General features: G+C 65.3%; 17 protein-coding genes. 13 read left to right on the top strand and 4 right to left on the bottom strand.

Annotated features, from left to right (window positions below):
* Positions 1-174: 174 nt before the first annotated feature.
* From SR870_RS06725 to recO, 8 genes are all read left to right on the top strand, one after another.
* A complete protein-coding gene (locus tag SR870_RS06725; RefSeq protein ID WP_322517243.1) occupies positions 175-2460 on the top strand; it encodes a bifunctional (p)ppGpp synthetase/guanosine-3',5'-bis(diphosphate) 3'-pyrophosphohydrolase in 2286 nt (761 codons plus the stop codon).
* A gap of 44 nt (positions 2461-2504) precedes the next feature.
* Positions 2505-3269 carry a pyridoxine 5'-phosphate synthase gene (locus SR870_RS06720; protein WP_322517242.1) on the top strand — a complete coding sequence of 255 codons (765 nt, stop codon included), beginning with the start codon at positions 2505-2507 and terminating at the stop codon, positions 3267-3269.
* Complete coding sequence (gene acpS, locus SR870_RS06715) at positions 3266-3691, top strand: holo-ACP synthase (protein WP_322517241.1); 426 nt, start codon at positions 3266-3268, stop codon at positions 3689-3691. The genes SR870_RS06720 and acpS overlap by 4 nt, the downstream gene beginning before the upstream one ends.
* Positions 3692-3939: 248 nt before the next feature.
* On the top strand, positions 3940-4698 hold the full coding sequence (gene lepB / locus SR870_RS06710) for a signal peptidase I (RefSeq protein WP_322517240.1): 759 nt from the start codon (positions 3940-3942) through the stop codon (positions 4696-4698).
* Positions 4695-5510, top strand: coding sequence for a ribonuclease III (gene rnc, locus SR870_RS06705; RefSeq protein ID WP_322517239.1), 816 nt, complete (start codon positions 4695-4697; stop codon positions 5508-5510). Before lepB ends, rnc begins: the two co-directional genes overlap by 4 nt.
* Positions 5503-6423 (top strand): GTPase Era, encoded by a 921-nt coding sequence (gene era, locus SR870_RS06700; RefSeq protein ID WP_322517238.1) that lies wholly within the window; start codon positions 5503-5505, stop codon positions 6421-6423. Before rnc ends, era begins: the two co-directional genes overlap by 8 nt.
* Before the next feature lie 10 nt (positions 6424-6433).
* A complete protein-coding gene (locus SR870_RS06695; RefSeq protein WP_322517237.1) occupies positions 6434-6814 on the top strand; it encodes a hypothetical protein in 381 nt (126 codons plus the stop codon).
* Between the two features lie 51 nt (positions 6815-6865).
* Positions 6866-7615, top strand: coding sequence for a DNA repair protein RecO (recO, locus tag SR870_RS06690; protein WP_322517236.1), 750 nt, complete (start codon positions 6866-6868; stop codon positions 7613-7615).
* A 14-nt stretch (positions 7616-7629) separates the two neighbouring features.
* Here recO and SR870_RS06685 read toward each other — a convergent pair whose 3' ends face one another.
* Positions 7630-8274, bottom strand: a complete 645-nt coding sequence (locus SR870_RS06685) for a glutathione S-transferase family protein (RefSeq protein WP_322517235.1) — start codon at positions 8272-8274, stop codon at positions 7630-7632.
* A 90-nt stretch (positions 8275-8364) separates the two neighbouring features.
* On the opposite strand from SR870_RS06685, the gene SR870_RS06680 reads away from it, so the two are divergent.
* From SR870_RS06680 to SR870_RS06670, 3 genes are all read left to right on the top strand, one after another.
* A complete protein-coding gene (locus SR870_RS06680) occupies positions 8365-9009 on the top strand; it encodes a TetR/AcrR family transcriptional regulator (RefSeq protein WP_322517234.1) in 645 nt (214 codons plus the stop codon).
* Between the two features lie 161 nt (positions 9010-9170).
* Entirely contained in the window at positions 9171-11432 is a 2262-nt protein-coding gene (parC, locus tag SR870_RS06675; protein WP_322517233.1) for a DNA topoisomerase IV subunit A, read from the top strand.
* A gap of 264 nt (positions 11433-11696) precedes the next feature.
* Positions 11697-13073, top strand: coding sequence for an Nramp family divalent metal transporter (locus SR870_RS06670; protein WP_322517232.1), 1377 nt, complete (start codon positions 11697-11699; stop codon positions 13071-13073).
* An 11-nt stretch (positions 13074-13084) separates the two neighbouring features.
* On the opposite strand, the gene SR870_RS06665 is transcribed toward SR870_RS06670, so the two are convergent.
* The 3 genes from SR870_RS06665 to hemB all read right to left on the bottom strand — a co-directional run bounded on the left by SR870_RS06665 (position 13085) and on the right by hemB (position 15658).
* Positions 13085-13858 carry an arginyltransferase gene (locus SR870_RS06665; protein WP_322517231.1) on the bottom strand — a complete coding sequence of 258 codons (774 nt, stop codon included), beginning with the start codon at positions 13856-13858 and terminating at the stop codon, positions 13085-13087.
* A 70-nt stretch (positions 13859-13928) separates the two neighbouring features.
* The gene (locus SR870_RS06660; RefSeq protein ID WP_322517230.1) at positions 13929-14471 is read right to left on the bottom strand and encodes an RDD family protein; all 543 of its coding nucleotides are present in this window, start codon (positions 14469-14471) and stop codon (positions 13929-13931) included.
* Positions 14472-14605: 134 nt separating this feature from the next.
* Positions 14606-15658: a porphobilinogen synthase gene (gene hemB, locus SR870_RS06655; RefSeq protein ID WP_322517229.1), complete on the bottom strand. Its 1053-nt coding sequence runs from the start codon at positions 15656-15658 to the stop codon at positions 14606-14608.
* Between the two features lie 183 nt (positions 15659-15841).
* Here hemB and SR870_RS06650 point away from each other — a divergent pair, with 183 nt between their 5' ends.
* Both SR870_RS06650 and SR870_RS06645 read left to right on the top strand, forming a co-directional pair.
* Positions 15842-16312: a DUF6163 family protein gene (locus SR870_RS06650; protein WP_322517228.1), complete on the top strand. Its 471-nt coding sequence runs from the start codon at positions 15842-15844 to the stop codon at positions 16310-16312.
* Between the two features lie 76 nt (positions 16313-16388).
* Positions 16389-17954 carry an AMP-binding protein gene (locus SR870_RS06645; RefSeq protein WP_322517227.1) on the top strand — a complete coding sequence of 522 codons (1566 nt, stop codon included), beginning with the start codon at positions 16389-16391 and terminating at the stop codon, positions 17952-17954.
* Positions 17955-18231 lie beyond the last annotated feature (277 nt).

Below are 18231 nucleotides of genomic sequence, written 5' to 3'. Positions count from 1 at the left end.
CGGGCGAAATGCCTTGCGGTCGATCAAACCTCTGTCGGATGGCTGGTTTTCGCGTTCATCTGTCTTCCCATCGTGACAAAACGCTTTACTGTTGTGCGGTCGGATTTCCATAAGAACTGAATCCTTCGACCGGTGTAATCCGCGGCGCCCGGCGCTGCGATTGAGGTTTGTCGTATGGCGTCAGGCCGCCGCATCCCGAGACAGATGGAGGCCATGGCCGATGCGGCCACAGTGGCCGCGCCTGTTGCCGTCCCGCCGAAGCCGCGCGGCGCGCGGGCTCGGATGATGCGGCAGTACGACCTGGTCGAACTGGTCCGGAGCTACAATCCGAACACCGACGAGGACATGCTCAACCGCGCCTACGTCTACGCGATGAAGGCGCATGGCGAGCAGACCCGCGCCTCGGGCGACCCGTATTTCTCGCATCCGCTCGAAGTCGCGGCGATCCTGACCAATCTCAAGCTCGACGATGCCACCATCGTCGCGGCGCTGCTGCACGATACGATCGAGGACACCGAGGCGACCCGGACCGAGATCGACAGACTGTTCGGCCACGAGGTCGGCTCGCTGGTCGAGGGGCTGACCAAGCTGAAGCGGCTCGAACTGGTGTCGCGCGAGGCCAAGCAGGCGGAGAATCTTCGCAAGCTGCTGCTGGCGATCGCCGACGACGTTCGCGTCCTGCTGATCAAGCTCGCCGATCGTCTGCACAACATGCGCACGCTGGACTTCGTGCCGCCCGCGTCGCGCCAGCGCATCGCCGAGGAGACACTCGACATCTACGCGCCGCTCGCAGGCCGTATGGGCATGCAGGAGATGCGTGAGGAGCTGGAGGATCTGTCGTTCCGGACGCTCGATCCCGAGGCGTCGGCGGTGGTGATGCAGCGGCTCGACGCATTGGCGGAGCGCAACCGCAATCTGATCGGCGAGATCGAAACGCAGCTCTGCGCCAATCTCGCCAAGAACGGCATCGCCGCCGAGGTCACCGGCCGGCGCAAGCGGCCATTTTCGATCTGGACCAAGATGGAGCGCAAGTCGGTCGGCTTCGAACAATTGTCGGACATCTACGGCTTTCGCGTCGTGCTGAACGACGTCGAGGCCTGCTACCGCGCGCTCGGCGTCGTGCACACGACGTGGCCGATGGTGCCGGGGCGGTTCAAGGACTACATCTCGACGCCGAAGCAGAACGACTATCGCTCGCTGCACACCACGGTGATCGGCCCGGGCCAGCAGCGCGTCGAGCTGCAGTTCCGCACCCAGGAGATGAATCAGATCGCAGAATACGGCATCGCCGCGCACGCTTTCTACAAGGACGGCGTCGGCTCGCCGACCGAACTGCTCAATCGCGAATCCAACGCCTTCGCCTGGCTGCGGCACACCGTCGAGATGCTGTCGGAGAGCTCGAATCCCGAGGAATTCCTCGAGCACACCAAGCTCGAGCTGTTCCACGACCAGGTGTTCTGCTTCACCCCGAAGGGCAAGCTGATCGCGCTGCCGCGCGCCGCCAACGTCATCGATTTCGCCTATGCGGTGCATACCGACGTCGGCAACAGCGCGGTCGGCTGCAAGATCAACGGCAAGTTCGCGCCATTGTCTTCGGAATTGCAGAACGGCGACGAGGTCGAGGTGCTGACCTCGAGCGTGCAGTCGGCCCCGCCGGCTGCATGGGAGTCGCTGGCGCGGACCGGCAAGGCGCGCGCCGCGATCCGCCGCGCCACCCGCACCGCGATGCGCGATCAATATGCCGGCCTCGGCCGCCGCATCGTCGAGCGGCTGTTCGCGCGCGCCAAGATCGAATACGCCGACGACAAGTTGAAGGGGGCGCTGCCGCGGCTGGCGCGAGCCTCGATCGAGGACGTGATGGCCTCGGTCGGGCGCGGCGAGATGAAGGCGTCCGACGTCGCCCGCGCGATGTACCCGGACTACAAGGAAGAACGCACGGCGCGGTTCGGCGCCAAGAAACCGGAGAAGTCGGGCACCAAGACCGTCGGCGAACCGAGCAAGGTCGGCGCCGCGGTCCCGATCGGCGGGATACATTCCGGACTGCCGGTGAAGTTCGCGCCGAACGGCGGCGCGGTGCCGGGCGATCGGATCATCGGCATCGTCACGCCCGGTGAGGGCATCACGATCTATCCGATCCATTCGCCGGCGTTGAAGGATTTCGAGGAAGAGCCGGAGCGCTGGCTCGATGTGAAATGGGACATCGACGAAACAACGCCGCAGCGTTTCCCGGCGCGGCTGTTCGTGCAGAACGTCAACGAGCCCGGCAGCCTCGCGCAGATCGCCGGCGTGATCGCCGAGCACGACGGCAATATCGACAACATCAACATGAGCCGCCGCTCGCCGGACTTCACCGAACTCACCATCGATCTCGAGGTCTACGACCTCAAGCATCTCAGCGCCATCATCGCCCAGCTCCGCGCCAAGGCGGTGGTGGCCCACGTCGAGCGCGTCAATGGATAGCGCGGCGCCGCAAGTCCTTCCGTAGTACGTCCCGCAGGTTCAACATGCCGAAATTCTCTCCTCTGCGTCTCGGGGTCAACATCGACCACATCGCCACGGTGCGCAACGCGCGCGGCGGCCGCCACCCCGATCCGGTGCGCGCGGCGCTGGCGGCGATCGAGGCCGGCGCCGACGGCATCACCGCCCATCTGCGCGAGGACCGCCGCCACATCCGCGACAACGACATGGAGCGGTTGAAGGCGGAGATTTCCAAGCCGCTGAATTTCGAGATGGCGGCGACCCCGGACATGGTCCGGATCGCGCTCGGCGTGAAGCCGCACGCGGTCTGCCTGGTTCCGGAGCGGCGCGAAGAACTCACCACCGAAGGAGGGCTCGACGTCGTCGGCCAGCGCGACTCGCTGGCGCCCGCGATCGCGCGGTTCAACGACGCCGGCGTTCGCGTGTCGCTGTTCATCGCCGCCGACCCCGCGCAGATCGAGATGGCCGCGAAACTGAAGGCGCCCGCGATCGAGCTGCACACCGGCGCCTGGTGCGACGCCATCACCGACGACGAACCGGCGAAGGCGTCGGAGGAGTGGCGGCGGATCGTCGCCGGCGCCGCGCTGGCGCAATCGGCCGGGCTCGAAGTCCACGCCGGACACGGCCTCGACTATGCCACCGCCGAGACGATCGCGGCGCTGCCGCAGATCGTCGAACTGAACATCGGCTTCTACATGATCGGCGAGGCGCTGTTCGTCGGCCTCGGCGAGACGGTGAAAGCGATGCGGTCGGCGATGGACCGCGGCCGCGCCAGGGTGATCGCGGCATGATCATCGGCATCGGTTCCGACCTGATCGACATCACCCGGATCGCCAAGGTGATCGAACGACATGGCGAACGGTTTATCGATCGCATCTTCACCGAAACCGAGCGGGCGAGGGCCGGGCGGCGCGACAAGCAACCGAATCTGGTGGCCGCCACCTACGCCAAACGGTTCGCGGCCAAGGAGGCGTGCTCCAAGGCGCTCGGAACCGGGATTCGCCAGGGCGTCTGGTGGCGCGACATGGGCGTGGTCAATCAACGGGGAGGTCGGCCGACGATGCTCCTGACCGGGGGCGCCAGGGCGCGGCTCGATGCCCTGACCCCGGCCGGAATGATCGCCCAGATCGACCTCTCGATCACGGATGAATGGCCGCTGGCACAGGCCTTCGTCGTCATTTCGGCGATTCCTGCGGTGACGCCCGGAGCTTGACGCAGGGCTTCCGCCGCAGGAAAAGTGACTGATACGTCATAGGATTAGCGAGTTTTGTCGGGACGGTTGATTGCACCCTTGCCGACAACGGTCTACAACCGCGCGGAACCCCCTGCGGGTCGAATCTGTGGTGAAGCAGCCCTGTCGGGCCTTCGCCGTCTCCAGCAGCTTCTCATCGCGAAGCGGTTCGCTTCACCTGAGAACAGTCGTCCACCGCGCGGCCGCCCGCGACGGGAATCGGGAAAGCGATGAGCGTGACATCCGGTACGAAATCTGAAAGCGGCATTGGCGAAACGATCCGCGTCGTCATTCATGCCCTCATTATCGCGCTGGTGATCCGGACCTTCCTGTTCCAGCCGTTCAACATCCCGTCCGGCTCGATGAAGGCGACGCTGCTGGTCGGCGACTACCTGTTCGTCTCGAAATATTCCTACGGCTACAGCCACTATTCGATCCCGCTGTCGCCGCCGATCTTCTCCGGACGGATCTTCGGCGCCGAGCCGAACCGCGGCGACGTCGTGGTGTTCCGGCTGCCGAAGGACGATTCCACCGACTACATCAAGCGCGTGATCGGGCTGCCCGGCGACCGCATCCAGATGCGGGAGGGGCTGCTCTACATCAACGAAAAGCCGGTGGTGCGCGAGCGGCTGCCCGACTACGTCGGCGAGGACCCGTGCGGCTCGGACGCCACCGCCCGCGTCAAGCGCTGGAAGGAGACGCTGCCGAACAACGTTTCCTACGAGACGCTCGATTGCGTCGACAACGGTTTCTACGACAACACCAATGTCTACACCGTGCCGCCCGGAAACTTCTTCATGATGGGCGACAACCGCGACAATTCCACCGACAGCCGCGTGCTGTCCGCCGTCGGCTACGTTCCGTTCGAGAACATCATCGGGCGCGCCCAGATGATCTTCTTCTCGATCGCCGAGGGCGAACACGCCTGGCAAATCTGGCGCTGGCCGACCGCGGTGCGCTGGAGCCGCATCTTTTCGATCGTGCGATGATCGAGGATGTAACCAGCATCGACAGCCCGCCGACGGCCAGCGACTCTGCTGCGCCGACGTCGCCGGCCGAACCGCCTACTGACCGCAAACGGCGCAGCAGGGCGAAGTCGAAAGCCATGGCGGTCGCGATCGAACAGCGGATCGGACACAGCTTCGCAGACCCGGCACTGTTGAATACCGCGCTGACCCACGTGTCCGCTTTGAAGTCCGCGCGCAATCGTTCCGACAGCTACCAGCGGCTGGAGTTTCTAGGCGATCACGTGCTCGGCCTCGTCGTCTCCGACATGCTGTATCGCGCCTTCCCGAACGCCGACGAGGGCGAGCTGTCGAAGCGGCTTGCCGACCTGGTGCGCAAGGAAACCTGCGCCGACGTCGCCCGCAGCCTCGATCTCGACGAAGGCGTCAGGCTCGGCACCGTCGGAGCCGGCGCGGGTGCGCGCCTGCGCAAATCCGTGCTCGGCGACATCTGCGAGGCCGTGATCGGCGCGGTGTTCCTCGATGGCGGCTATCCGGCCGCGGCCGAGTTCGTGCAGCGCAACTGGACCGAGCGGATGCGCAAGCCGGCGCGCTCGCTGCGCGATCCCAAGACCGTGTTGCAGGAATGGGCGCAGGGCAAGGGCCTGCCGACGCCGGTGTATCGCGAGGTCGAGCGCACCGGGCCGCATCACGATCCGCAATTCCGCGTCGCCGTCAGCCTGCCGGGGCTCGATCCCGCCGAAGGCGTCGGCGGCAGCAAGCGCGCCGCGGAGAAAGTCGCCGCCTCGGTGATGCTGGCCCGCGAAGGCGTCAGCGCTGGCGGTCACGATGCCTGAAATCACTGAAGCGGCTCCGGCCACCCGTTGCGGCTTCGTCGCGCTGATCGGCGCTCCGAACGTCGGCAAGTCCACGCTGGTCAATGCGCTGGTCGGCTCAAAGGTCACCATCGTGTCGCGCAAGGTGCAGACCACGCGCGCGCTGATCCGCGGCATCGTCATCGACGGCGGCTCGCAGATCGTGCTGGTCGATACGCCCGGCATCTTCGCGCCGAAGCGCCGGCTCGATCGCGCGATGGTGCGGACGGCATGGACCGGCGCGCACGACGCCGATCTGGTGTGTGTGCTGCTCGACGCCCGCAGCGGGATCGACGAACAGGCCGAGACGATCTTCGGCAATCTCGCAAATGTCGGTCATCCGAAGGTGCTGGTGATCAACAAGATCGATCTGGTGCCGCGCGAAAAGCTGCTGGCGCTGACGCAGGCCGCCAACGAGCGGCTGCGGTTCGACCAGACCTACATGGTGTCGGCGCTGTCGGGCGACGGCGTCGATGATCTCCGCCGCGGGCTCGCCGCGGGCGTCCCCGTCGGCCCGTTCCACTATCCCGAAGACCAGATGTCGGATGCCCCGCTGCGGCATCTCGCGGCCGAGATCACCCGCGAGAAGATCTTCCGCAAGCTGCATCAGGAACTGCCGTATCAGTCGACGGTCGAGACCGACGTCTGGACCGAGCGCAGTGACCGCTCGGTGCGGATCGAGCAGACGATCTTCGTCGAGCGCGAAAGCCAGCGCAAGATCGTGCTCGGCAAGGGCGGGGCGACGATCAAGTCGATCGGCGCCGAAGCCCGCAAGGAAATCGGCGAGATCCTCGAACAGAAGGTCCATCTGTTCCTGTTCGTCAAAGTGCGCGAAGACTGGGAGAACGACCCGGATCGCTACCGCGAGATGGGCCTCGAATTTCCGAAGGAATAGCGGCACCGCAATGAGCGTTCCTAAGAATGTCTACTGGTTCGAGGTGCTGCTGCTGGCATCGCTGTTGCTCGACTGCATCTCGGTGGCGTTTCAGGACCGCACGATGGATCCCGAGATGTCGGCCAGCGTCATCGCCGCCGCCAACACCATCGCGGCGGCGCTGATCATGCTGCTGACCTATCTGGTCTGGCTCGCCGCCCACGGCCGCAAGAAATGGGCGCGCGCCGTGCTGACCGCGTCGCTGGTGTTCTCGGTGGTGTCGCTGATGCAGATCATCGGGAGCAGCGGCCTGGAAGCCGGTCTGTGGATCGACATCGTGTCTTCCGCGCTGACCGCGGCGGGGATCTATCTGTCCTACACCGGCGACGCCCGCGGCTGGTTCAACGCCTGAGGCTCGTCCGCCACGGCTGCGCTCCGGCGAATAATCCTGTACGATCATGCCATGGAATGGAGCGACGAGGGCATCATTCTCGGGGTCCGGCGGCACGGCGAGGCCGGCGCGATCGTCGAGTTGCTGACGCGCGGCCACGGCCGTCATCTCGGCCTGGTGCGCGGCGGCGCGTCGTCGCGGCTGCGGCCGCTGCTGCAGCCCGGCAACAGCGTGCTCGCGGTCTGGCGCGCGCGACTCGACGAGCACCTCGGTTACTACCAGCTCGAAGGCACGCGGATGCGCGCCGCCACGATGCTTGCGTCGTCGCACGCGGTCTACGGCATCACCCATCTCGCGTCGCTGGCGCGGCTGCTGCCGGAGCGCGACCCGCACGAAGACATCTACGAGATGCTGGAGCACACGCTCGACGATTTCGACGACGTCGCCGAGGCGGCGACGCATCTGATCCGGTTCGAGCTGGCGATGCTGGCGGAGCTCGGCTTCGGTCTCGATCTGTCGTCCTGCGCCGCGACCGGCGCGACCGCCGAACTGATCTACGTCTCGCCGAAATCCGGCAGCGCCGTGTCGCGCTCCGCCGGCGAGCCGTGGCGCGACAAGCTGCTGCGGCTGCCGGGCTTTCTGCGCGACGACCATGACGGACGCAACGGCTGGTCCGACCAGGATCTGCGCGACGGCTTCGAATTGACCGGCCGCTTCCTGCTGCGCAACGTGCTGGAGCCGCGCGGGCAGGGCCATTCCGACGCCCGCGACGGCTTCATCAATGCGGTGGCGAAGCATCTGGCGCGGGTTGCGATCCCTTGAGCATTCGACGGGATTCAGAAGTAGCGCGGCAACCGCGGGCCTGGCAGCAGATCGTAGGGCGAGCGCCATCCCGGCAGGGCGGCGATCCGGCCGAGCCACGCATGCACCGCCGGATGGTTCGTGGGCAGGTCGAAGCCGGTCTCCTCGTCGGGGAACGACAAATACGCCATCATCGAAAAATCGGCGATGGTTGGCGCGTCGCCGGCGGCGAAGGCGCGGTCGCTCAGATGCGTGCCGAGAATGGTGAGCGCGTCGTCGATCCGCCTGCGAAAATACGCCTGCACGTCCCGGTTCGCCGAGGGCATATAGGTGCGCGAGAAGCGGTAGGTCGCGCAATAGCTGCTGAGCTTGTGGTTGTCCCAGAACAGCCAGCGCAGCACCTCGAATTTTTCGTCGGCGCTCGCGCCGCCGAACCGGCCGTGACGCTCGGCGAGCTGCAGCAGGATCGGCGCGGTTTGGGTCAGCCGCGCGCCGTCTTGTTCCAGCACCGGAATCTCGCCCATCGGATTGACGCGCGCGCGCCATTCCGGGGTCCGGGTGACGCCGCTGCCGAAGTCGGTCCAGACCGGCTCGAACGTCTGTCCGCACAGCGTCAACATCAATGCGAGCTTGTAGCTGTTTCCGGATTCGGGGAAATAATGCAGGCGGTAGGTCGGCACTCTGCCTCCTGGGCGGCGCGTTTCGCCGCGCTGCGTGCTCGAGTGGGGGTGTTCTCATGATTAGAACAAAGAATTTATAAAACAGAACAAATGTTCTGTGAAGTGGTTAAGGGCGAGGCGGCTGTCGACAACATGGACAGGATGGAATCCGAAGTCAGCGACCGCGAACGCCCGGTGATGGAGGCGACGTTGCGCCTGATCGGGCGCGGCGGGCTCAAGGGCGTCACCCACAGGGCGGTCGCGGCCGAAACCGGCTTGTCGCTCGGCGCGATCACCCATTATTTCGGCACGCGCGATCTGCTGGTGGAGGCCGCGCTGAAATTCGCTCTGATGCGTGAGGTCAAGCGTCTGCGCGCGCTGGCGCTGAGCCTGCAGAGCGACGCGCTCGACGTGGAAGCGTGGATCGACGCACTGGTCGGCTGGTACACCAAAGAGCTCGCCTCCGATGCCGAGATCCACACCGCCTGCTACGAGGCGTTCCTGGCGGCGGCGCGCGACGATCGCTACCGGCCGATCGTCGCCGAATGGTACGAGACCTGGCGACGCAGCGCCGAGCTGGCGCTGACCGCCGCGGGCTCCGGCAGCCCGCGGCTCCATGCGGAGATTTTCGTCTCGGCGCTGGTCGGGATCGTGCTGCAGCAGCTCGCGGCTCCGCGCCGGAAGTTCGGGGCGGAGACGCGTGCTGCCTTGTCGGAACTGGTGCGCGGCCTGATCGGAAGCAGCGGGCGGACGTAAGCAGGTCGAAGCCTGTTCGAAGCCTCATTGGCCTCATTCTGCTGCCCGATTATGCCATCCGCAGCGGGAAACGACCGTTCAAAGACGGTTTTGATGTGCGGGTCGCCCGCGAAACAGCCGTAGAACTTGCCGGAAACCCAGCCAAAGGCTAACTCCACCCCATGGGAAAACGACTGATTCCGCCGGAGCCGGCCGAGATTCACGAAGTCCAGCTTCGTGACGCTCTGGAAGAGCGCTATCTCGCTTACGCGCTCTCGACCATCATGCATCGCGCGCTGCCGGACGCCCGGGACGGGCTGAAGCCGGTGCATCGGCGCATCCTCTACGGCATGCGCCTGCTGCGGCTCGACCCCGGCACGCCGTTCAAGAAGTCGGCCAAGATCGTCGGCGACGTGATGGGTTCGTTCCATCCGCACGGCGACCAGTCGATCTATGACGCGCTGGTGCGCCTCGCGCAGGACTTCTCCTCACGCTACCCGCTGGTCGACGGCCAGGGCAATTTCGGCAATATCGACGGCGACAATCCGGCCGCCTACCGTTACACCGAAGCCCGCATGACCGACGTCGCGCGGCTGCTGCTCGACGGCATCGACGAGGACGGCGTCGCGTTTCGGCCGAACTACGACGGCCAGTCGAAAGAGCCGGTGGTGCTGCCCGGCGGCTTCCCGAACCTTCTCGCCAACGGCGCGCAAGGCATCGCAGTCGGCATGGCGACCGCGATCCCGCCGCACAACGCCGCCGAACTCTGCGACGCCGCCCTGCATCTGATCGAGAAGCCGGACGCCAAGTCGAAGGCGCTGCTGCGTTTCGTGAAAGGCCCGGACTTCCCGACTGGCGGCATCGTCATCGATTCCAAGGAGAGCATCGCCGAGGCCTACACGACCGGCCGCGGCGCGTTCCGCACCCGCGCTAAGTGGCTGCAGGAAGAGGGCGCGCGCGGCACCTGGGTCGTGGTCGTCACCGAGATTCCCTGGCTGGTGCAGAAGTCACGGCTGATCGAGAAGATCGCCGAATTGCTGAACGAGAAGAAGCTGCCGCTGGTCGGCGACATCCGCGACGAATCCGCCGAAGACGTGCGCGTCGTGATCGAGCCGAAGTCGCGCGCGGTCGACCCGGCCCTGATGATGGAATCGCTGTTCCGGCTCACCGAGCTGGAAAGCCGGATCCCGCTCAATCTCAACGTGCTGGTGAAGGGCCGCATCCCCAAGGTGCTCGGCCTCGCCGAATGCCTGCGCGAATGGCTCGACCATCTCCGCGACGTGCTGCTGCGCCGCTCGAACTATCGCAAGGCGCAGATCGAGCACCGGCTCGAAGTGCTCGGCGGCTATCTGATCGCCTATCTGAACATCGACAAGGTGATCAAGATCATCCGCACCGAGGACGAGCCCAAGCCCGTCCTGATGAAGGCCTTCAACCTCACCGACGTGCAGGCCGAAGCGATCCTCAACATGCGGCTGCGGTCTTTGCGCAAGCTCGAGGAATTCGAGATCCGCACCGAGGACAAGAATCTGCGCGCCGAGCTGAAGGGCATCAACGCGATTCTGAAATCCGAGACCGAGCAGTGGGCCAAGGTCGGCGAACAGGTGCGCAAGGTGCGCGAGATGTTCGGGCCGAAGACGCCGCTCGGCAAGCGCCGTACGCAATTCGCAGACGCCCCGGAGCACGATCTCGCCGCGATCGAGGAAGCCTTCGTCGAGCGTGAGCCGGTCACCGTGGTGATTTCCGACAAGGGCTGGGTGCGCACGCTGAAGGGCCACGTCGAGGATCTGTCGGGCCTGAACTTCAAGCAGGACGACAAGCTTGGGCGGTCGTTCTTTGCCGAGACCACGTCGAAGCTGCTGCTGCTGGCGACCAACGGCCGATTCTATTCGCTCGAGGTCGCCAAGCTTCCCGGCGGCCGCGGCCATGGCGAGCCGATCCGGATGTTCATCGACATGGAGCAGGATGCCGCGATCGTTGAGATGTTCGTGCACAAGGGCGGCCGCAAATTCCTGATCGCCAGCCATGACGGCCAGGGTTTTGTCGTCGGCGAGGACGACTGCGTCGGCACCACCCGCAAGGGCAAGCAGATCATCAATGTCGAGATGCCGAACGAGGCGAGGGCGCTGACCGTCGTCGGCGAAGGCTCGGACAGCGTCGCGGTGATCGGCGAAAACCGCAAGATGCTGATCTTCCCGCTCGACCAGGTGCCGGAGATGACCCGCGGCCGCGGCGTGCGGCTGCAGAAATACAAGGACGGTGGCCTGTCCGACATTGCGACCTTCGCATCCAAGCAGGGTCTCGGCTGGCGCGATTCCGCCGGCCGCGAGTTCAGCGTGACGATCAAGGAACTGGCTGAATGGCGCGGCAACCGCGCCGATGCCGGTCGGCTGCCGCCCAAGGGTTTTCCGAAGTCGAACAAGTTCGGCCGCGGCATCGAGTAGCCGCGTTTCCGCGCGGCAACGCGCTTACGATCCCCCGGGATCCACGCCGTCGAAGCCGGGCGTCCGGCTTCGCTGTGCGCATTTCGCCTCGATATTCTTGCCGGCGGGCTCGATGGCGCCGGCCGACTTATTTGCAATCAATGACTCCGTCGACGATGACCACCATCATCTGACCACGATTCACACGTTGGGTCGAAATCGGTATCCATTTGCAATTGCTGGTCGATTGCAAAAAGGAGACCAAGAATCATCCAATCTGACGAAATGGATGTGAAAACGCCTCGACCTGATCCGGAGATTCCCCTGCAGCCCGCGGTTGCGGCGGCAGGTTGGCGCTCGCCCCGTGGCGAGCCTTCGTTGTCGAATATGTTCGGCTCGATCCAGACCCGCGCCAGCGGATCGTTCTGGCGCAAGCTGGTCGCGTTTCTCGGCCCCGGCTATCTGGTCGCGGTCGGCTATATGGACCCCGGCAACTGGGCCACCTCGCTCGCCGGCGGCTCCAAATACGGCTATGCGCTGCTCAGCGTCGCGCTGGTCTCCAACGTCATGGCGATCATTCTGCAGTCGCTCTGCACCCGGCTCGGCGTCGGCGCGGGGCGCGACCTGGCGCAGGCCTGCCGTGACGCGTATCCGCGCTGGGTGTCCTGGCCGCTGTGGCTGTCGGCGGAGATCGCGATCACCGCCACCGATCTCGCCGAGGTGATCGGCACTGCGATCGGCCTCAATCTGCTGTTCGGCATTCCGCTCGAACTCGGCGTGCTGATCACCGCCGCCGACGTGTTTCTGGTGCTGGCGCTGCAGGCGTTCGGCTTCCGCTGGATCGAAGCCTTCGTGGTGGCGCTGCTCGGCGTGATCGCTGCCTGCTTCGCGATTCAGATCGCGATGGCCGATCCGGAGTGGGGCGCGGTGATCGCCGGCTTCGCTCCAACCACGAAGATCCTCACCGAACCCGGCATGCTGTATCTGGCGCTCGGCATTCTCGGCGCCACGGTGATGCCGCACAATCTCTATCTGCATTCCGGCCTGGTGCAGACCCGCGGCTTCGGCGACAGCGTCCCAGAACGTCGCGAGGCGATCAAACTCGCCACCATCGATTCGACGGTCGCGCTGACCTTCGCGCTCACCATCAATGCCTCGATCCTGATCCTCGCCGCGGCAACCTTCCATCACACCGGCAAGACAGACGTGGCGGAGCTCGATCAGGCGCACGCCCTTTTGGCGCCGATGCTCGGCTCGACGCTGGCGCCGACGCTGTTCGGCATCGCGCTGCTAGCCTGCGGCCTTAACTCGACCATCACCGCGACGCTGGCCGGGCAGATCGTGATGGAGGGCTTCATCCAGTTCAAGATGGCGCCATGGCTACGCCGGATGGTGACGCGGATGATCGCGATCGTGCCGGCCGTGGTGGTGACGATCTGGTTCGGCGAGAAAGGCACCGGACAATTGCTGATTCTCAGCCAGGTGGTGCTCAGCCTGCAATTGCCGTTCGCCGTGGTGCCGCTGGTGATGTTCACCGCCAGCCGCGCCAAGATGGGCGTGTTCGTCGCGCCGCGCTGGCTGACGACGGCGGCGGTGGCGATCGCCGCGATCATCATCGCGCTGAACATCAAGCTGGTGTTCGACTTCGTGACCGGCGCGTAGTACCTGAAAACTCAGTCCTGCGGCTCCGGATGCTCGCCCGAGGCATCGACGCGGATCCAGCCGCTGGAGGCCAGCCGCTGCTGCGGCAAATAGCGGCCCTTGTAGTCCATCTTCTTGGAGCCCTCGATCCAGTAGCCGAGATAGACGTAAGGCAGTCCGAGCCGGCGGGCGCGGGCGATGTGGTCGAGGATCATGAAGGTGCCGAGCGAGCGGTTCTGTTCGCCCGGCTCGTAAAACGAGTAGACCATCGACAGTCCGTCATTGAGCACGTCGGTCAGCGCCGCGGCGATCAGATCGCCGCCGCGGCCGGTGATGCCGGTGTCGGGAGTGCGCCTGCGGTATTCGATGATCCGTGTCTCGACATGGCTGTCCTCGACCATCATCGCGTAGTCGAGCACGGTCATGTCGGCCATGCCGCCGTGGCGATGGCGCTGGTCGAGATAGGCACGGAAGACGGAATACTGCTCGGAGGTCGGCACCGGATTGCGCTGCTCGCCGACGATGTCGGCGTTGCGCGCGAGGATCTTGCGCTGGTTGCGCGAGGGTCGGAATTCGTTGGCGATCACGCGGACCGACACGCAGGACCGGCACTGGTCGCAGGCCGGGCGGTAGGCGATCGACTGGCTACGTCTGAAGCCCCCATGGGTGAGAAGGTCGTTCAGCTCGCCGGCCTTGTTGCCGACCAGATGGGTGAACACCTTGCGCTCGTGCCGGCCCGGCAGATACGGGCATGGCGAGGGGGCCGTCAGATAAAACTGCGGGGTGTCGCGCGAGTGCTGTGTCACGTCGGTTCGTCAACCTCCACCGCGACACAGCATCGCGCCACGACCGCTCTGGGTCAATCGCTTTGGCTTATCAATACGAACGCGCCGGCTGTGGTGCGGCCGCCATGCTGTTGATCACCACCGTTCCGAGCAGGATATCGTGGAGCAGCCGGCTGCGGCCGTTGAACAGGCCGACCAGCAGCACCAGCGGCGTCAGCATCGAGACCGACAGCCAGAACAGGAACGCGTGCACCACGCCGAGCACGAAATAGCCCGGCTCGCCGGTCCACGTCGCCATTTCGATGCCCATCGCCCGCATCCCGAGCGTCGCCGAATGCGGCCCGCCGAGCGACGCGCCGTAATAGATCAGCGCCCAGATCACCGACGCCGGCGATACGATCCAGAACAGCATCCAACCCAGTCCGAGAGTGATCACGCCGAACACGGTGATGAAGATGATGGCCAGAATCACCGGGATCGAGAGCACGACCAAGTCTATCAGAAACGCGAACACGCGCTTGGTCAGCACACCCTGGAATAGTTCCGGATTGCGCCAGGGATCGAAGGTTTCGCCTTCGTCGCGCCAGTCGGTATTTCCACGCGCACCAGGCCCGTTCGAACCGTAGTCAGACATGACCCTCGCTCCCTTGCTTCGTGCCGCAAATCACGACGCGCTGGAAATGGCGACGGTCGGCGTGCCTTGCAAGGCCGCCGCGACATTACAAAGCGGCAACCGGACCCGCGATCCGGAGGCGAGCGGTCCTGATATCAGCCCTGTTTCTTCAGCTTCTCGGCGGCCTGCGGGGCGAAGTAGGTGAGCACGCCGTCGGCGCCGGCGCGCTTGAAGCCGAGCAGGCTTTCCATCATCGCGCGCTCGCCGTCGAGCCAGCCATTGTTGGCGGCGGCGGCGATCATCGCGTATTCGCCGGACACCTGATAGGCGAAGGTGGGCACCGCGAAGGTTTCCTTCACGCGGCGGACGATGTCGAGATAGGGCATGCCCGGCTTCACCATGACCATGTCGGCGCCCTCGGCGAGATCGAGCTCGACTTCGCGAATTGCCTCGTCGGTGTTGGCCGGGTCCATCTGATAGGTGCGCTTGTCGCCGGTCAGCGCCTTGGCCGAGCCGATCGCATCGCGGAACGGGCCGTAGAACGCGGAGGCGTATTTCGCCGCATAGGCCATGATCTGGACGTCCTGGAAGCCGGCGTCGTCGAGGCCTTCGCGGATCGCGCCGATGCGGCCGTCCATCATGTCGGACGGCGCGATCACGTCGCAGCCGGCCTCGGCCTGGACCAGCGCCTGTCGGACCAGCACCGCGACGGTTTCGTCGTTGAGGATGCGGCCGTCCACGATCAGGCCGTCATGGCCATGGCTGGTGAACGGGTCGAGCGCCACGTCGCACAGCACGCCGATCTCGGGGAACTCCTTCTTGATGGCGCGAACCGTCCGGCACACCAGATTCTCGGCATTGGTCGCTTCCGTGCCGTGCTCGTCGCGCAGCGACGGCTCGGTGTACGGGAACAGTGCAATGCAAGGGATGTCGAGTTTGGCGGCGCGCTCGGCGGCGCGAACCACCTGATCGACGCTGAGCCGCTCGACGCCGGGCATCGAGGCGATCGGCGCACGCTTGTTGTCGCCGTCGATCACGAACATCGGCCAGATCAGATCGTCGGTGGTCAGCACGTTCTCGCGCACCAGCCGACGGGCCCATTCGGTCTTGCGGTTGCGGCGCGGGCGCACCGTGAGGTCGAGGGATGGGGCGGACGGCCGGGGGGCGGGGTCGCGCATTTCGATGGGACGGCCGAATTTGATCGCCATGTTGCCAACTCTCCCTGTGGGCGTCCGATTTGGTGCATCAAAATAGCATTTTGGCACCCCCGCGTCACTGCGCTGTTGATTTGGCGCAATCGGCTGCGGCCCCCACGATCACAGGCGATTGATTTTGCCAGTCCGGCGGGCCAAGACTCACGGCCGATCGACCACCGCCGAACTGCGAGCCGCATGTCCGAAATCCAGCCCTCGTCGCGTGACCACGCCCCGCGCGACCCCTCGATCGGGGTCGCGGCGATCGCGCCGGAACGCGACGACCTCCACGAGAACGACTGGACCCAGCGCCTGGTGCTGTTCCTGCGCGTGATGGCGGTGATCTCGATCTGCAAGGGACTGTATCACTGGGCCCAGATCACCGGCTTCGTCGGCGGCGAAGACGACGCCTTCGAATATCAGTCAATGGCGTGGCAGACGGCCACGGTCTATTTCGCCGTGATCGAACTCGTGGCGGCGATCGGGCTGTGGCTGGCGACGCCCTGGGGCGCAGTGGTCTGGTTGACCACTGTGGTGTCGATGGCGGTGATCGAGCTGATGTTCCCGGCGATCTACGGCGGCAGCCTGCTGGTCGTCTCGATCGAGGCGCTGCTGCTCGCGGCTTATCTGGCGCTGGCCTGGATGGCCGCCCGTGAACGACCGCCATAGCCGCAAGTTCGGCCGACCCGGCCGCAATGTGCCGGCGGCGATACCAACAACCATAAGAAAAGAGGGGGAGCGCACCATGAGCCAGCTTCATTCCGGCGGAACCGCCGGCAACCTGATCGTCGACGCGGTCGCGCGCTACGCCGACCGGCCGGCGATCGCCGACGACAATCTGCGCTGGACCTATCGCGAATTCGGCGAGGCCGTCGGCCGCTTCATCACGCTGTTCCGATCCGTCGGCCTCGCCAAAGGCAGCGCGCTGTCGATCCTGTCGTCGAATCGCGCCGAGTCCTGGGCCGCAATTTCGGCGGCGACGGTGATGGGCCTGCGCTATACGCCGCTGCATCCGATGGCCGCCGAGGATGATCATGCCTTCATCATCGAGGACGCCGAAATCGACGCGCTGATCGTCGAGACCGGCAAATTCGCCGCGCGCGGGCTGGCGATCCGGGCGCGCGTGCCGGGGCTGAAGCATCTGTTGTCGTTCGGCGCGGTCGAGGGTGCGCGCGACCTGCTGGCCGGGTTCGACGGCGTCGAGCCGGCGCCGCTGGTCGACGACAGCGCGACCGCGGACATCGCCTGGCTGGCTTACACCGGCGGCACCACGGGCCGCTCCAAGGGCGTGATGATCCCGCATCGTTCGCTGACGACGATGGCCGTCATTCTCTATGCCGACTGGGACTGGCCGGCGGAAATCCGGTATCTCGCCGCAACGCCGATCAGCCACGCCGCCGGGATCACGGTCTATCCGGTGATGATGCGCGGCGGCTTCACCCGGCTGGTGCAGGGCTTCGAGATCGACTCCTATTGCCGTGTGGTGGCCGAAGACAGGATCACCGCCACCTTCCTGGTGCCGACGTTGATCTACGCGCTGATCGATGCGCAGGAGGCGAGGGCGCGCCACGATCTGTCGTCGCTCGACATGATCGTCTACGGCGCGGCGCCGATGTCGCCCGACCGGCTGCGCGAAGGCATCAAGATCTTCGGCAACATCTTCGTGCAACTCTACGGCCAAACCGAAGCGCCGCAATGCATCACCACGATGCGCAAGATCGACCACGACGACTCAAAGCCCGGCCGTCTCGGCTCGTGCGGACGTCCGAGCCCGCTGCTCGACGTCAAGCTGCTGGATTCCGAACTGCGCGAGGTGGCCGTCGGCGAGCCTGGAGAAATCTGCGTGCGCGGCACGCTGGTGATGGACGGCTACTGGAAGCGCCCGGAGGCGACGCAGGAAGCGTTTCGCGGCGGCTGGCTGCACACCGGCGACGTCGCGGTGAAGGACGCCGACGGTTATTTGTACATCGTCGACCGCACCAAGGACATGATCATCTCCGGCGGCTTCAACATCTATCCGCGCGAGGTCGAGGACGCGCTGATGGCGCATCACGGCGTCGCCTCCGCTGCTGTGATCGGCGTCCCGGACGACAAATGGGGCGAGGCGGTCAAGGCCTTCGTGGTGCTCAAGCCCGGCGCGAACAACGACGCGGCGGAACTGCAGGCGCATGTCAAGGAGCGACGCGGCGCGCCGTGGTCGCCGAAGTCGATCGAGTTCGTCTCGACCATTCCGGTGACCGGCCTCGGCAAGATCGACCGCAAGGTGCTGCGCGCGCCGTATTGGGAAGGCCGCACGCGCGGCGTCGCGTAAGATTTTCCGCGAATTGCGCGGGGTAAGGTTCCGGTCACCTTAAAGGGTTCGGTCAGGTCCGTTACGGGAATCTTTCGAATTCTAACGAAGCTGTTCTCAAATGCGACAGGGGGGACGCAAAGCGCTTTGAATCCGCCCCCATACGTGAATCAAACGTTGCAAGAAGTGGCCGATTTGCAGGCTTAATCCGCGATTCACTGTCTTCAATTCATGATCTCTTTATTGTCTTATTTAAGCCGATCTTCAAACGCCCCGATTAAGTTGGACCTATCAGACG

It is taken from the genome of Rhodopseudomonas palustris (genome assembly GCF_034479375.1).
GTDB classification, from domain to species: domain Bacteria; phylum Pseudomonadota; class Alphaproteobacteria; order Rhizobiales; family Xanthobacteraceae; genus Rhodopseudomonas; species Rhodopseudomonas palustris_M.
This window is presented reverse-complemented; position numbering and strand designations above follow the sequence as displayed.

What these genes read in the sequence shown, in the direction of transcription:
- SR870_RS06670 (WP_322517232.1), top strand. Translation starts at nt 11,697, where the DNA reads ATGGATGTGAAAACGCCTCGACCTGATCCGGAGATTCCCCTGCAGCCC.
- SR870_RS06645 (WP_322517227.1), top strand. Translation starts at nt 16,389, where the DNA reads ATGAGCCAGCTTCATTCCGGCGGAACCGCCGGCAACCTGATCGTCGAC.
- SR870_RS06720 (WP_322517242.1), top strand. Translation starts at nt 2,505, where the DNA reads ATGCCGAAATTCTCTCCTCTGCGTCTCGGGGTCAACATCGACCACATC.
- SR870_RS06660 (WP_322517230.1), bottom strand. Translation starts at nt 14,471, where the DNA reads ATGTCTGACTACGGTTCGAACGGGCCTGGTGCGCGTGGAAATACCGAC.
- SR870_RS06695 (WP_322517237.1), top strand. Translation starts at nt 6,434, where the DNA reads ATGAGCGTTCCTAAGAATGTCTACTGGTTCGAGGTGCTGCTGCTGGCA.
- SR870_RS06680 (WP_322517234.1), top strand. Translation starts at nt 8,365, where the DNA reads ATGTTCTGTGAAGTGGTTAAGGGCGAGGCGGCTGTCGACAACATGGAC.
- hemB (WP_322517229.1), bottom strand. Translation starts at nt 15,658, where the DNA reads ATGGCGATCAAATTCGGCCGTCCCATCGAAATGCGCGACCCCGCCCCC.
- SR870_RS06725 (WP_322517243.1), top strand. Translation starts at nt 175, where the DNA reads ATGGCGTCAGGCCGCCGCATCCCGAGACAGATGGAGGCCATGGCCGAT.
- lepB (WP_322517240.1), top strand. Translation starts at nt 3,940, where the DNA reads ATGAGCGTGACATCCGGTACGAAATCTGAAAGCGGCATTGGCGAAACG.
- rnc (WP_322517239.1), top strand. Translation starts at nt 4,695, where the DNA reads ATGATCGAGGATGTAACCAGCATCGACAGCCCGCCGACGGCCAGCGAC.
- acpS (WP_322517241.1), top strand. Translation starts at nt 3,266, where the DNA reads ATGATCATCGGCATCGGTTCCGACCTGATCGACATCACCCGGATCGCC.
- era (WP_322517238.1), top strand. Translation starts at nt 5,503, where the DNA reads ATGCCTGAAATCACTGAAGCGGCTCCGGCCACCCGTTGCGGCTTCGTC.
- SR870_RS06650 (WP_322517228.1), top strand. Translation starts at nt 15,842, where the DNA reads ATGTCCGAAATCCAGCCCTCGTCGCGTGACCACGCCCCGCGCGACCCC.
- recO (WP_322517236.1), top strand. Translation starts at nt 6,866, where the DNA reads ATGGAATGGAGCGACGAGGGCATCATTCTCGGGGTCCGGCGGCACGGC.
- parC (WP_322517233.1), top strand. Translation starts at nt 9,171, where the DNA reads ATGGGAAAACGACTGATTCCGCCGGAGCCGGCCGAGATTCACGAAGTC.